Below are 14429 nucleotides of genomic sequence, written 5' to 3' on the forward strand. Positions count from 1 at the left end.
TTAAAAGTGCTCCCTCAACTATCGTGGATAAATTTATAACTTCCCCAGCTTAGCCGTTGACCAGTGCTTGGGTCACATTCCGGACTAGCGTAGCGCGGGGGATGTCGCCAAGCGGCACGGCGTGAAGCACCATCGTGGCACCCGGCGTGGTGGTGGATAGCCACTCGCACTCCGGAAGCAGCGCGAGCACGTGGCCGAGGGTACCTGGGTAGTCATCGATGCGAACCTCGAAGACTCCCCCAGTCCACATCGCCGTCGCCGGTCCCGGTACGAAATCAGGCAGCACGGTATAGGTCCCTGATTTATAGGACTGCACGAGGCGCTCCTCTACCGTCGCGAGGTCAATGGCACCGTGAAGAGCGCGAATATCAAACTCACCGGCATAGCCCTCCTCAGTGCGCACGAGGCGCGAGGAGAGGATGTTCCAGCCCAACGCGGCGATAAGTGCCAACGCACGCACGGCCTCCCTCTGATAGCTGCCGCGCCACAGGACGGTAAAGCTGTCATCCTCGGGGTTGTGGCGCAGTCCAATGTCGCGGTCGGCGGCAACCAGAGGACGAACTGGATGCAGAGCTTCTAGCTGTGCAAAAGCGCGGCCGCTGACCGCATCGATTCCTTTCTCCAGCCTGCGGTTCCACACGCCGGGACCGGTGGATTCAGCATCGGTGCGGGCGAGTACGACGAGGAGCGCTAGAGTCAGGTAGTCATAGCGCACGGCTTCGAGGAGCTCGTCACGGGCTTCATCGGATACAGGATCGGTACGGGAGACGATGCGCGCCAGAGTGGTGTGCTCAGCGACCACGGTTTGCACGCGGGAGCGATCCGCCAGGTCGAGGCCAAGCTTGGCCGCGGCACGCGCCACCATCTCCGCCCCCACCAGCTCGTGCGGGCGACCATATCCTTTCCCGATATCGTGGTAGAGCCCCACCAAGAGCAGCAGATCGGGCCTCGCTACGGAGGTGCGTGCTTCTGCACAGCGCGCGACGGTAAGGATGGAATGGTAGTCCACGGTATGAGCGTGCGTGCGCTCGCGCGGCAGCAGCCCTCGGATGTGTTCCCACTCTGGGACGAGCCGCTCCCACAAGCCGTGAGCATCCATCTCCTGAATGAGGCGCGGGGTATTGAGCGGCGAGGACAATAAACTAAAGAATGCATCCGTCGCAGCGGCGGGCCAGCGTTCGGGCAGCTCCGGTAACTCGCGCAGCTGCTCCCAGACATGGGGCGGAACGCTTCTGCCCGAGCGTGCTGCGGCGGCGGCCACGCGCAAGAGCAGCCACGGCTCATCCAAGTCCGCGGTACGAGCGAGACGGATCTCGCCTCCGGCATCAACCACCCCAATATCGAGGGGCTTACGTGTGCGGTTGTGGCTGCGCTTGGATACGACTCCCCGGGCAGTCGCCAATGCCCTCTCCACGGCTCTATCTACCGCGGTAGCCGCGGTGACCACGGCCGCGGACAAGTCATAGCGGTCGACGAAACCAAGCTCGTGGGCGATCTCCGCGGCGAACTCAGGGTCGAGAACATCGCGGTGCCGCCGGGCGGTGACGTGAAGGAGCGTGCGGACGTCGAGAAGCAAGGCCTGCTCCTCCTCAAGTGCTGGGGCATCCGCGAGGTTGCCAAGGGCGAGCGCCCGCAGGAATTGGATATCGCGCAGGCCGCCGCGCCCATTTTTAATATCCGGATGGGTCATCGTGGCCAGGGTGCCAGAACGGCGCCAGCGAGTAATGGCGAGGTCGACGAAAGCGTCGAAGTTGCTCTGCAGTAGGCGGCGCCACGAGGCATAGACCTGGGCGCGGGTGGAGTCCACGAGCTGCTTGTCGCCGGCAACGAAGGCCAGATCCAGCTGCGCGAAGCCGGCGGCGGGATCGGAACCAGCGATAGCGCCAAATTCGCTGGGGGTCCGCACCGCATAATCGAGCCGGTATTTGGCATCCCAGATGGGGTACCAGATTTCAGCGACCACATCTTCGGGCAGCTCCGTATCATCCGGGTGAAGGAGGATGAGATCAAGATCCGAAAAAGGGGTCATCGCCCGGCGGGCGAAAGAACCCGTAGCGGCAAGCGCACAGCCGGACGGAAGCTGCAGAGACTGCGTCAGCTCTATCGCCGAGGCATAGGCATCCTCACGCAGTTGAGCGGCCGTAGACACTTCTACAGGGCTGCCTCGCCGCGCTCACCGGTGCGCACGCGGATGACATCCTCAACAGGAGTAATCCAAATCTTGCCGTCACCGATCTTTCCGGTATAGGCAGCGTCAACGATGGCAGAAAGGATATCCTCCACCTGCTCGTCGGAAGTGACTACCTCCAGCTTGACCTTGGGCACGAAGTCGGTGGCATACTCGGCGCCACGGTAGACCTCGCTGTGGCCGCGCTGCTGGCCGAAACCCTGGGTCTCGGTCACGGTCAGGCCGTGCACGTCGTGCTGCTCCAAGGCCTCACGGATGTCCGGCAGCGTGAACGGTTTGACGATGGCAGTGATGAGCTTCATCTGTTACTCCTTAGCTCCGGCGGTGTCGACCCGCGGCTGGACGGTTGGTGCAGGATTCATCCTAGCGTCGTGGGTGTGGCGGCGGTGCGAAGCCCCATGCGCCATAGACGAACTTCCAAAGTTCGCGCTAAACCTCCTCCTCAGAGGCCTCAACGGTCTGTGCACTCTTGCGCATACGCTTGGCGTACTTCACATCAGTGACGGTCACACCGTAGATGGAGCGTCCCATGTAGAAGGAGCCCACCGAGGCGATGATCCACACGCCGAAACACGCGATCATGACCTTGATCAGCGACCACAGGGAAAACCCGTTCTCGGCAAAATCCACGACTACCTTCGCCACAAGCAGCAGCGGGACGGCCAAGCCGACCGTCGGCCCCAACAGGTTAACGCGGGTCAATGCATCAGGCGCACGCCACAAGGCAATAGCGGTCGCAATGACCAAGACCGTGGCCACGACCAACAGAATCGAGGCGATAATCTCCGGGATAGTCATGGTCTTACCTCCTGCCCTTCGAGATGATGCGGGCCATCGACAACGTCGGCAGCACGCCGGCCGCAATAGCCGCGAGCATGGCGATGTCATAGACGATGGACGCGTGATTAGTCATGGACCACGAAATATACATGCACAACATGCCGTAGAAGACCATGTCACTCATCACGGTGCGGGTGAGCTCATCACGGGAGCGCAAGGCCAAAACCAACGCCGCGCACACCGATGCGCCGATGAGGAAAATACAGACAAAGACTACCCATTGAAAGGCGCTCATCGAGGAAAAATCAATCACTTCTTATCATCCTTTCGGGCATCCTTGTTCTGCGCAACCTGGCGCAGGGGCCACACGGAATACTTCTCCACATCGTGCGCGGCAAGCGGGGTATCGTCCGCCTTCGCGATATCGGGTGCGCGCATATGGCGGCCCAGTGTATCCAGCGGATACTCGTAGAACGTAGAGGCGAGCTCCTTGGTGGGACCCTGCCCAGGAACGCCATAGTCAATCCCTTTCACCTGCGGGGCGAGGCGCTCCTCCATATCCGCCAGATCTTCCATAATGCTGGCTGGGTCATCCCCCATGACCGCTTGAACCAGCACGATACGCGGCAGGCCTTCTGCAATCGGCTCGCGCAAGCCCAAGGACAAGGTACCTGGGGTCGCGGTAATGGACGAGGTGAACCAGAAGATCTCCCACGCGCCGGTCACGCGCAAGGGGTACCGCACCACTACCGGGCGGTAGCTATTCTGCGGCTTGAAGGATTCCGCGGCGAGCGAGAAACCCGCGACAAAGATTTCCTTGATCAGCCATAGCGCGTAGACAACGGCATGCACTGCAGTCTTCATTTAACGGCCCTCCTGAAGGGAATCGATGTCGGGTAAGGCTACGGGGTCGTCGCCAAGCACTGCGTCTGCATAAGCCTCCGTATCCAACAAGTCCGCTGAGGCTTCCATCGTGACGCTGATGACCGGACCGGAGAGAATGAACATGGTCAGCGAACCCAGGATCAACGCTGCCGAGGGCGCCATCAGCTTCTTACGGATCACCAGCTCATCGGGCACCTTCTCCTTGGGCAAATCCTTGCCCCAGAAGACGCGGCGCCACACGCGCAGCATGGCTAGGAACGCGGCGAAGGAGGCGATGATAATCACCGCGATGACGGTCCATGCCCATGCCCCGCCGGTGCGCGCGACTTCCGCGACGATGAGGACTTTGCCCCACATGCCGGAGAAGGGTGGGAAGCCCACGACGGAGAAGGCACCTGCGGCGAAGATCCACGCGATGATGGGATCACGGCGCGCCAAGCCAGAAAGCTTGTTGAGCCTGCCCGTACCGTACGTCTCCTCGATAGCACCAGAAGCCAAGATGAGGGAGCCTACCGTGAGCATGTGGTGAATCGTGTACAGGATTCCGGCGGCCAGCGCGCGCTGGGCATCGTGGGTGGTGAAGGCCATCATCACCAGGATGAAGGGCATACCGTTGAGCATCTGGTAGCCCAGCACGCGGCGGATGGAGTTCTCAGCCAAACCACCGAAGGAGCCCACCACCATGGAGATGATCATGATGACGATGATGAGCGTTCCCCAGCGCTGGTCCATATCGAACAGCTGCACCCACAGGCGGTAGAGCATGTACACCGCGACCTTGGTGTGCAGGCCCGAGAAGAGTCCCATGACCGCAGCCGACGTGCCCGGGTAGGTACGCGGCAGCCAGGATTGCACGGGGAACACGCCAGCCTTCGCGGCGATGGCGATAACGATGATGCCGGAAGCCACCGTCACCGGACCGCTACCGGCGGCAGCACCTGTCAGCGCCGCCAAGTTAACTACGCCAGCCACTGAGTAGATATAGCCCACGCCAACCACCAAAAGCGTGGAGGCGAACAAGTTCACCAACACGAAGGCGCGGCCGGCAGCCAAGCGTGACCAGGTACCGGACATGGTGATGAGGCCATAGGAGGGCAGCAGCATGACCTCGATGAACACGAAGAAGTTAAAGAGATCAGCGGTGAGCAGGGCGCCGCACACGCCGGTGATCAAGATAAGCGTCAGCGATGGGTAGTAGCGCGACTTGGTCTCACCGCCCACGATGGCGAACCAGTTGGCGCCGAAGGCCACGATCATCGTCGTGATGAGCATCAGTGCTGAGAAGCTATCGGCCGCGAAGGCAATACCTGCGTTGCCCACGTAGTTGCCCACGCTGTGCGCCACCACACCGTTGTTCATGGTGTAAAGCAACAGTGCAAAGGAAGCGAAGATACCCACGCCCGGAACGATGAGCATGATGGCATCGCGCACGCGGTGCCATGGCGCAAGAAGCGCCAGCGCCGCCGATACGAGGGGAACCGCCGGGAAGAGCGGGAGGAGGGCGCTTACGGTGTCATACATCTAGTTGTCCTCCTCTTGTTCGAGTTCTTTCAAACGATCCATCTTGTTGGCCGAGCGCTCCAGAATCTCCCGGTTCTGGGTGTCTCGTCCAAGCGTGGAGAAAGCGTGGTCAATGGTGTTGTCATCCACCGGCTCAACGACGTCCGTGTCGTCGTTCGCGCCCATCGCCGCCATGGTCAGCAGGATGGTCGAGGTAGCCATGGAAATCACCACGGCGGTAAGCACAAAGGCCTGCGGCAGCGGGTCCGCCATCTGGTCCATGCCCACCTGCGATGGAAAGGACTCTCCGCGATATGAGTACACGCCGGTGGCCAAGAGCATGAGGTTAGCTCCGTGGCCGAAGGCCATCATGCCCAGCACGATGTGCACGAGGCCGCGCTGCTGGATGAGGTAGACGGCGCTACCGATGAGCAAAGCAATGGTCAGTGCGAGGATCATGAGTTCTTCTCCTCTTTAGCCGAAGTGTAGTGAGGCGAGGACGCACGGTGGCGCGCCTCGGAGTCATTGAGCAACGCCGTTGGGTCTGAAGACGGGTTGATGGACTCGGGGTACGGGTCGTCGACATCCTCCATGACCACGCGCGGGGTGTTCGGCAGCGCGGAATCATCATCGTGGACCCACGGCAAGAAGTCCCGCTCAGTGCCTGGACGCAGGTAGCCACCCAAAGCATTGATGGCCATAGTGAGCATGCCCAGCACCGCGAGGTAGATGCCCAGGTCGAAGATGAGCGACGTCGTCCAGTGCTGCCCCAGGGCGTGGCCATGGATGGCAGTGAGGAAACCACCGGAGCTATGCGACGTCGGGATGTAGCCGATGAAGCCAGCCACCAGCGCCACAATGATGCCCACGCCGGTGAGGTGAATCGGGGTCATGCGACCAAAGACAATCTCATCGGTACCGCGCGAGAGGTAGGTCAAGCCGATGGCCGCACCCATGATGAGTGCCGCCGGGAAGCCGCCGCCGGAAGCCTGGTGGCCGCGGTAGAAGACGATGAAGGACATGACCACCAAGATCGGGATGGCCACAGCAATACCCTTGCGCAGCGGCACCGAGTTGAGCTGCGACTGGCCGAACGGAGCCGGGCGTGTGCCGGAGGTGAACGGGAAGCGCGGCAGCGTCGAGGTGACCGCAGCGATAACCACAGCGGCCATGCCCAGCACTGACAGCTCGCCCAGGGTATCGAGTGCACGGAACTCCACGATGATGGTGGCCACTACGTTGTCGCCACCAGTAATATCCGGAGCGTTGTTGAGGTACCACATGGCCAGGTCCGAGCGTTCGTGGCGCCCCATCAGTGCCCACACGCCCAGGAATGCGGTGAGCCCGGCGAGCACGGCTACGACGATGGAGCCCACCTTGCGGTTGGTGTCCTGCACGGGGTGGAACTTCTCCGGCAGGTAGCGCAGGACCATCATCATGACGATGACGGACAGCGCCTCCACCGTGAACTGGGTCAGGGCCACGTCGGGTGCGCCGAGAAGGAACATCTGTAAAGTCACGCCGGTTCCCGCGGTACCAATCATTACTGCACCTGTGAGGCGGTTGCGTGTACGCACCAAACCAAACATGGACAGCGCCACGATTCCCAGCGGCAGCAGGTCCCACGGATTATCAAGGCCGTCCACACGCGGGTTGAGAGCCACACCATCGACACCCGTGGACACCAGAGCGGAGCCCGCAAGGATGATGACTAGGAGGATGATCGGCAGGATCAGCTTCGACGGGTTGTGGGTATCGGACATGCGGCCAACGAAACGGCCGAAGGCTGCGCACATGTCCTGAATCCACTTCAGGATTTGGTTACCGGTGCGCGGTAGGAGCTGGCGCTCCTCCATCGTGGTCCACAGCGGCCCGCGGAAGAACAACGCGATGATGCCAGCGATAAGCACCACCACAGAAATAAGCAGCGGGACGTTCAGGCCGTGCCACAGCGCGAGGTGGGAATGGCCCTCCATGCCGATGGCCGCCACGATGTTATCGAGTGGCTTATTGAGCACTCCCATGACGAAGATAATTGGCACCGACATCACACCGGGCAGCGCCGCGGGCAGCCACAGCCTCACCGGCGCCTCATGAACATGCGACATGTTGCGCGGGCCATCGAAGAAGGCACCGAAGACGATCTTGGCGGAGTAGGTAAACGTGAAGAACGCACCCACACCGGCGATGATGAGCAGCAGCACCTGGCCAGTTGAACCGATTGGAGCTTCCTCGAAGGCGGTGAGCATTCCTTCCTTCGACACGAAGCCGAACAGCGGCGGGACCGCCGCCATGGAGGCGGCACCAATGAGCATGGAGCCAAAGGTCCACGGCATCTTGTTCCACAACACACCGAGGCGGCGGATATCGCGGGAACCGGCCTCGTGGTCGATGACGCCAATGAGCATGAAGATGGAGGACTTAAACAGCGCGTGCGCCAGCGTGTGCACGAGCGCCGCCGCGATGGCGAAGGGGGTGCCAACGCCAATCGTGGCCACAATCCATCCCAGGTGGGACACGGTGGAATAAGCGGTCAGCTTCTTCAGGTCCGTCTTCTGCACGGCAAAGACCGCCGACATCACGGCGGTACCCATACCGGCGACGATAAGCAGCCAGTTCCACGCCGCAACATCATGGAAGATGGTGGAGAAACGAATCAACAAGTAAACGCCGGCCTTAACCACTGCTGCCGCATGCAGGAAGGCCGAGACCGGCGTGGCAGCCGCCATGGCCTCCGGCAGCCAGAAGTGGAAGGGGAACTGCGCGGACTTGGTAAACGCCGAGACCGCTATGAGAATGGCAACCCCGGTGGTTAAGCCCGGGCGCTCGGCCCACACATCAGAGGCCAAGATCCCCTCAAGGTTCGTCGTCCCCGCTGCGGTTGCGGCAATCGCCACGCCCGTGAGCAAGGTAAGGCCGCCGATGAAGGTGAGGATCAGCGTGCGCTGCGAACCGGCCTCGCCGGACTTACCGCTGCGCGCGATGAGCATGAAGGACGCCAGCGATACCAGCTCCCAAGCCAGGAAGAGCACCACGACGTCGTTAGCCAGCACGAGCAGGAGGATCGACAGCGTAAACGCTGTCATCAGCACATAAAAACTGACGTTGCCTTTGCCTTTGGGCAGGTAGGTCGCAGAGTAGGTGAACACCACTGCGCCGATGACGAGAGCCAACATGGCAAAGAAGATGCCCAGCGCATCGCCCCGGAAGGCGAGATTGACGTCGACGCCTGGCGTGATGACATCACGCACCCACGTCACGGAATAGGACAGTTCTTCGCCACGGGCCAGTGCCGGAAATTCTTTAGCCAACAGTGCCGCGGCGATAATAAAAATGCCGGCTAGCGGGTAGCCGGCTGCGCGATCAGCAGCCTTGACGGCTACTGGTGCTAGCGCCACTGCGACAGCTGCGAGGAGGACGACATACAAGAGTGTCACGAAAGAGTAGCCTCACGAACCGTTGTTAGGGCTGTTTAATCAGCCTCACATAGACAGGACTGTCCTAGACTACCATTGTGACCTCCCCCAAAGCACATTTTTAATGGGACGAAGATGACGAAAGCGCCCCGCAAAGGAGGCGCTGCGTCTCGAAAGAACTTAGGTCTAGCCCAGGGATCTATAAGGTCCTACTTCTCCCCCAGCAAGGCATCAACGAAGCCTTCAACCTCAAACGGTGCGAGGTCATCTGCGCCCTCGCCGAGGCCCACGAGCTTGACCGGCACGCCGAGTTCCTCCTGTACCTGGAAGACGATGCCTCCCTTAGCTGTGCCATCGAGCTTGGTCAGGACAACGCCGGTGATGTCGACGACATCGCGGAAGATGCGGGCCTGGGTCAGACCGTTCTGCCCCACTGTCGCGTCCAAGACGAGCAGGACCTCATCGACGTCCGTCTTCTTCTCTACTACGCGCTTGACCTTGCCCAACTGGTCCATGAGGTCCACGGAGGTGTGCAAACGGCCAGCGGTGTCAACGAGAACGACGTCCACGCCTTGGTCAACGCCAGCGGCCACTGCGTCGAAGGCCACGGAAGCCGGGTCCGCGCCTTCCTTGCCGCGCACGGTGGTAGCGCCCACGCGGCGGCCCCAGGTCTCCAGCTGGTCCGCAGCCGCTGCACGGAAGGTATCCGCCGCGCCGAGCAAGACGTTGTGGCCCATCGACACGAGCACGCGGGCCAGCTTGCCGGTCGTGGTGGTCTTGCCGGTGCCATTGACGCCGACGACCATGATGACGGCTGGCTTGCCATCGTTCGGCATGGCCTTGATGGAGCGGTCCATCTCCGGGTGGCCTACCTCGATGAGGGCTTCACGCAGCATGGCGCGGGCTTCGGCCTCGGAACTGACTCCGCGCTCCGCAATCTTCTCACGCAGAGAATCAGTGACCTGCATCGTGGACTTCGTACCCAAATCCGCCATGATGAGGGTGTCTTCGATGTCCTCCCAGGCATCATCATCCAGGTCACCAGCGGAGAGAATACCCATGAGGCCCTGGCCGATGGCGTTTTGCGAGCGCGACAGGCGCCCGCGCAGCTTGCCCAAGCGGCCGGCAGCCGGCGCAATATCCTCCTGCGGCTGGGCTGCCGGAGCCTCAACCACCTCAGCGTCGTCGGATACCTCTAGCTCCTCCGGCTCAGCTTCAAGTGCCGCGCTTGCCGACGCCGCCTGGGCCCCCGCCGCCGCGGCGGCCTCCTCTGCCTCTGCATCGGCATCGGCTTCTACTTCTTCTGCCTCTGCCGCTGTTTCTTCGTCGGCCTCAGACTGGACGGAAGGCTCCTCCTCAGCCGGAACCTCAGGTGCCTCCGGAGTCTCCTCCTCTACCTTTGGGGCTTCGGCTACCGGCTCCGGTTCAACAGTCTCCGGTTCGCTGGCCGGGACAGTTTCCTCCGTGTCCGCTTCATCCTTATCAACAGCAGCGGCGCCGGAAGCGGCAGCACCAGCGGCTGCAGCGCCCGCGGCACCTGCCGCGACAACGCCAGCGGAAGAATCTTTCTCTTCTTCTACCTTTGCCGACTCCTTCTGTGCAGCCGGTTCCGGCGCGCTCACCGGCTTCGCGTCTGCGACGGGTTCCGGCTTCGGCTCTGCCTGAGACTTCGGCTCTGCCTCAGGCGTCGGTTCCGCCGCAGGCTTCGCTGCCTTCGGTGTCTCCTCCTCACCCTTGAGCTGAGCGTTCGCTAGCTCGGTGGCATCACGCTGCTCAGACTTCCTCTCCGCTTGCGGCTGAGCTTTGGGCTCGGCCGGCATGGGCTCCTCGCCCTTAGCTGCCGGCACAGGCTCCTTGGTAGCGCCGCCGCCAGCCGGGGCAAAATTAAAACCAGACTTGGCCTGGTAGTTGCCGGACTTCTGTTGCTGGGTCAGCTCCTTAGGCTCCTCCGCAGGCTTTTCGAAGGAAACCTTCTTTGACTCGCCGCGCTTCTTGCCCAAGACAACGAACAAGACCACGAGCAGAATCAGGACGATGACTGCTATCGCAATCCACATAAAAGTAGTATTCATGCCCTCCATAGTGCCAGGGTTGTCCACATCCGGCACGATAAGGAGGGTGAAAAGTGCTGGGCGCAAGCCCCACCCTAGCGCGGGGCATCCACGCCGAGACGTGTGGCGTCCTCCGCCGCCTGTGCTGTGCCCGGCGCCTCACCAGCACGGGACATGCGCTGCGAAATCACGCGCGTCACGCCATCGCCGCGCATCGTCACTCCATAGAGCACGTTGGCCACGTCCATCGTCGGCTTCTGGTGGGTAATGACGATGAGCTGAGAATCCTTACGCAGCTCCTCGAAAAGTGCGATGAGGCGGCGCAGGTTGACGTCGTCAAGCGCGGCTTCCACCTCATCCATGACGTAGAACGGTGAGGGACGCGCACGGAAAATCGCCACGAGCATAGCCAGGGCCGTCAAGGACTTCTCGCCGCCCGAGAGCAGTGACAAGCGCTTCACCTTCTTACCCGGCGGGCGGGCCTCCACCTCGATGCCGGTGGCCAGCATGTCATCCGGCTCCGTGAGGATGAGACGACCTTCGCCGCCCGGGAACAGCGTCTGGAAGACCTTGGGAAACTCCGCTTCCACGTCATGCCAGGCATCCGTGAACAGCTGCAAGATTTGCGCATCCACATCTTCGATAACGCCAGTCAGATCCTTGCGGGCCTGAATCACGTCATCTAATTGCGTGGACAGGAAACTATAGCGCTCCTCCAGAGCCTTGTACTCCTCCAAGGCCAACGGGTTGACCTTGCCCAAGGAGTTGAGGTCCTTCTCGGCTTGCTTCAACCGCTTGGTTTCGGCGGAGCGATCGAAGTCCTCACCCGGTGTGTATTCCTTGAGCAGGTCGGGGATAGCAATGCCGAGCTGCTCCACGATCTTGCCCTCGGCCTCATCCACCCGCACTTGGGCCTGGCTGCGGGCAATCTCAGAGTTATGCGCGGAGTCGGTCAGGCGATCAAGCTGCTGGCGGGTCGAGGAGACCGCCTGCTTCGCCGATTGTGCACGCCCCTGCAGCACGCCGCGCTGGGTGACCAGCTCATCGCGTTCCTCGGCGGCCCGCTCGAGTGCCTGCGCGGTCCGGGCAGCCAAATCTTGGGCATGCTTGTCGACAGTCCCCGCCAACCGCGCCTGTGCTTGCCGGCGGGCCATCGCCTGGTCGTGGCGGGCTTTGGCCTGGCGTTCGTGCTGGGCTTGGCGCCGCAGGGCCTCTCCCCTGCCCGCTGCTTGGCCGACCTTTTCCTCCGCACTGCGGGCCGCCATCTGGGCCTCTACCTCCATGGCCTTGACCTGTTCCAGGGCCATCGAGGCAGCATCGCGTTCCACCGAGGAGGGTTCATCAGCCTGCTCTTCAGCGTCCACGCGCGACAAGCGGTCACGCGCCTCCGCCAATTCTTCGCGCAGGCGGGCTAACTGCACCTCGATATCCGTGGCTCGGGCGGCGGCTTTTTCATGCTCAGCCTTGTTTGCCTCGTACTGCTTGAGCAAGCGCTGGTGATCGCGCTTCCACGCTTCGAGTTCGTGATCGTGCTCCCGCAGTGCGGCCTTGGCACTCGCCGCACCCACGCGTGCATCGTCCGCCGCCAGCTTCGCGCCTTCGAGCGTGCCGGATAGCTCCTCCAGCTCATGAGTGGCTGATTCCAGTTGTTGCTCGGCCTCCGCAATCTGGCCGCTTACCTCAACGGTGGAGACGGCGCCTGTTCCTGCCTCCACCCAGCCTTCGCCGACGAGCAGGCCCTCAGAGGTCACAGCACGCAAGCGCGGATCCTCCGCAATAAGTTCACGGGCCGCGCCATAGTCATCAACCAGGACCACGTCGGAGAGCAACCGCGTCACCGCCGCCGATACTTCCGGGACCAAGACCATGTGATCCAGCAGCCAGCTCGCCCCGGAGGGCAAGTCCGCGTCAAGGCGCCAGGCTGAACCGGTGGGTTCCGCAGCGACGTCGATCAGCGGCGTGCGGCTCGCCTGCGCCAAGTCGCGCACGATGTCCCCGCTCACCGCGCCGGCTTGGGCCTCCGCAAAGGAACCGAGTGCTGCCGCAACGGCTGTCTCATAGCGAGTAGAAATGAACTCTGCGAGAGGTTTGAATCCCTCCCCCAGCTCGAGTGCTTCCGGAACGGTCTGGCCAAGGGTATCGATCCGAGCGCGCAAACTATAGACGGTACGCTCGTGCTCCCGCTGGGCATCACGCAGCTGCTCCAAGCGTTTATCGGCCGCGGCAGATTCGCTGGCCGCGCGCACATGCGCTTCCTCCAGCGGCTCACGCTCGGCAGCCAAGTGCTCCAGCTTGTCCGCCACCTCATCGGCTTCCGTCTGCGCTCCCCTAGTGCGCGACTTCGTATTCGCTAAAGTCTCTTCCTGACGCGCTAACTCAGACTCCGCGGAGCTGACCTGACCCGCCAAGTTCTCCTCGGCGGCGATGAGGCGAACCACGCCTTCACGGCGATCCGCAATGGCGCGCAGTTGCGCCATGTGTTCTTTATCAGCAGCCTCGAAGGCTTCCCGGCGCTCGGCCACTTCCTCCCGGATAGATTCCAAGCGCTCTGCAGCCTCTTCGGCCGCGGCCAGCAACTCTTCGTGCTCCTCATCGGCTCGCTGGGCACGTGCCTCGAGCTCCTCCGGATCCTGGCCCGCGTAGGCCACCTGTGAGCCAACGTTGCTGGCGCGCTCGGCCGCGATGCGCTGCGTGGCAGAGATTCGCTCGCTGAGGGTCGATAACTCGAACCACAGCTTCTGCGCGGCCTCCGCGCGCGGCGTGACATCCCCCAACTCGGCCTCTACCTCAAGCTGGATCTCGGTCGCCTCTTCCAGCTGGGCTGTCACTTCCTCGACCTGCTCGGCGAGCACCGCCGCGCGTTTCTCAGCGTCATCGAATGTCGCGCGCAACCGTACCACACGGTCACCAGCAAGGCGCAGGCGGGCATCGCGCAAATCCGCTTGCACAGTGGCTGCACGTTGGGCGGCCTCCGCTTGGCGCGCCAGCGGCTTGAGCTGTTTGCCCAGCTCATCGGTCAAGTCCTGCAGGCGATCCAGATTGGCCTGCATGCCCGTCAGCTTGCGCTGCGCTTTTTCTTTGCGGCGGCGGTGTTTGAGCACGCCCGCGGCTTCTTCGATATAGGCGCGGCGATCTTCCGGGCGGGATTCCAGAATCTCCGCCAGTTTTCCCTGGCCCACGATAATGTGCATCTCCCGGCCAATGCCGGAATCAGACAGCAGCTCTTGGATATCCATGAGGCGCGCTTTCGCCCCATTGATCTCATATTCGCTCGCGCCATCCCGGAACATGCGGCGGGTGACGGAAACCTCTGAATACTCGATGGGCAAGGCACCATCGGAATTGTCAATCGTCAGTGTGACCTCTGCGCGGCCGAGGGCCTTGCGGTCCCCGGCACCGGCAAAAATGACGTCCTGCATCTTGCCGCCGCGCAGTGTCTTGGCGCTGCCTTCACCCATGACCCACGCGAGCGCATCGACGACGTTTGATTTACCCGAGCCATTCGGGCCTACCACGGCGCAGATACCGGGCTCGAATTTCAGGTTCGTCGCGGACGCGAAGGACTTGAATCCTTTGAGCGTGAGCGATTTGAGGTGCATTCGAATAAGT

General features: G+C 62.1%; 10 protein-coding genes. All 10 read right to left on the minus strand.

Annotation, left to right across the window (positions count from 1 at the left end):
• Positions 1 to 49 precede the first annotated feature (49 nt).
• A complete protein-coding gene (locus CAURIM_RS08330; protein WP_201827884.1) occupies positions 50 to 2149 on the minus strand; it encodes a [protein-PII] uridylyltransferase in 2100 nt (699 codons plus the stop codon).
• Between the two features lie 2 nt (positions 2150 to 2151).
• The gene (locus tag CAURIM_RS08335) at positions 2152 to 2490 is read right to left on the minus strand and encodes a P-II family nitrogen regulator (RefSeq protein WP_070445489.1); all 339 of its coding nucleotides are present in this window, start codon (positions 2488 to 2490) and stop codon (positions 2152 to 2154) included.
• A gap of 127 nt (positions 2491 to 2617) precedes the next feature.
• Positions 2618 to 2986 carry a Na+/H+ antiporter subunit G gene (locus CAURIM_RS08340; RefSeq protein ID WP_070445486.1) on the minus strand — a complete coding sequence of 123 codons (369 nt, stop codon included), beginning with the start codon at positions 2984 to 2986 and terminating at the stop codon, positions 2618 to 2620.
• A 4-nt stretch (positions 2987 to 2990) separates the two neighbouring features.
• Positions 2991 to 3263, minus strand: coding sequence for a cation:proton antiporter (locus CAURIM_RS08345; RefSeq protein ID WP_201829545.1), 273 nt, complete (start codon positions 3261 to 3263; stop codon positions 2991 to 2993).
• 14 nt (positions 3264 to 3277) lie between these two features.
• Complete coding sequence (locus CAURIM_RS08350; RefSeq protein ID WP_201827882.1) at positions 3278 to 3832, minus strand: monovalent cation/H+ antiporter subunit E; 555 nt, start codon at positions 3830 to 3832, stop codon at positions 3278 to 3280.
• Complete coding sequence (locus CAURIM_RS08355) at positions 3833 to 5374, minus strand: monovalent cation/H+ antiporter subunit D family protein (protein WP_201827879.1); 1542 nt, start codon at positions 5372 to 5374, stop codon at positions 3833 to 3835.
• Positions 5375 to 5812 (minus strand): cation:proton antiporter subunit C, encoded by a 438-nt coding sequence (locus CAURIM_RS08360; RefSeq protein WP_010190439.1) that lies wholly within the window; start codon positions 5810 to 5812, stop codon positions 5375 to 5377.
• On the minus strand, positions 5809 to 8790 hold the full coding sequence (locus CAURIM_RS08365; RefSeq protein WP_201827876.1) for a DUF4040 family protein: 2982 nt from the start codon (positions 8788 to 8790) through the stop codon (positions 5809 to 5811). The genes CAURIM_RS08360 and CAURIM_RS08365 overlap by 4 nt, the downstream gene beginning before the upstream one ends.
• 188 nt (positions 8791 to 8978) lie before the next feature.
• Entirely contained in the window at positions 8979 to 10841 is a 1863-nt protein-coding gene (ftsY, locus tag CAURIM_RS08370; RefSeq protein WP_201827873.1) for a signal recognition particle-docking protein FtsY, read from the minus strand.
• 74 nt (positions 10842 to 10915) lie between these two features.
• Entirely contained in the window at positions 10916 to 14419 is a 3504-nt protein-coding gene (gene smc, locus CAURIM_RS08375) for a chromosome segregation protein SMC (RefSeq protein WP_201827870.1), read from the minus strand.
• Positions 14420 to 14429: the final 10 nt, after the last annotated feature.

It is taken from the genome of Corynebacterium aurimucosum (assembly GCF_030408555.1).
Lineage (GTDB): Bacteria > Actinomycetota > Actinomycetes > Mycobacteriales > Mycobacteriaceae > Corynebacterium > Corynebacterium aurimucosum.